Source organism: Streptomyces sp. SID14478, assembly GCF_010548525.1.
Lineage (GTDB): Bacteria > Actinomycetota > Actinomycetes > Streptomycetales > Streptomycetaceae > Streptomyces.
Genome location: NZ_JAAGMG010000816.1, coordinates 1 through 619, shown reverse-complemented (window position 1 = coordinate 619; position 619 = coordinate 1). Strand labels below are relative to the sequence as shown.

Below are 619 nucleotides of genomic sequence, written 5' to 3'. Positions count from 1 at the left end.
CGGGGCATACTCGTGCCGTGCGGCCCGCCGGGCTCCTCGGGGACGCCGCACTGGTCGGCGCGGCGCGCGCCGTCGCGGTCCTCGAATGAAGGAGAGCACGGCCCAGATGCCCGCCACGCACGGGGCGAAGGACCCGCACCCGACGGTCCGGGACGTCGCGCAGCGGGCCGAGGTCAGCGCCATGACCGTCTCGCGCGTCCTGCGCGACGACCCGAAGGTGGCGCCCGACACCGCCGCCCGGGTACGCGCCGCCGTCGTCGAACTCGGCTACCGGCGCAACGAGATGGCCCGCAGCCTGCGCCTGGGCGGCGGCACGGGCCTGGTCGGCCTGGTCGTCACCAATCTCGCCAACCCGTTCTACTCGCGGCTCGCGCTCGGCGTCGACGCCGTCGTCACCGGGCACGGCCTCAAGACCGTCATCGGCAACACCGGGCACGACGTCGCCGGCGAGCGGGCCCTCGTGGAGGACCTGGTCGCCCGCCGCGTCGACGGCATCATCGTCGTGCCCGCCGACGACGACCAGCGCCACCTGGCGGCCGCCGCGGCCGGTGGCGTCCCCGTCGTCGTCGCCAGCCGCCCGCCGCACGGCTTCAGCGCCGACTGCGTCCTGGTCGACGAC

The 619-nt window shown here is 76.1% G+C and carries 1 protein-coding gene; it reads left to right on the top strand.

Annotation, left to right across the window (positions count from 1 at the left end):
• Positions 1-106 precede the first annotated feature (106 nt).
• On the top strand, positions 107-619 hold a 513-nt coding region (locus tag G3I40_RS26720; protein ID WP_164304717.1), incomplete at its 3' end, for a LacI family DNA-binding transcriptional regulator.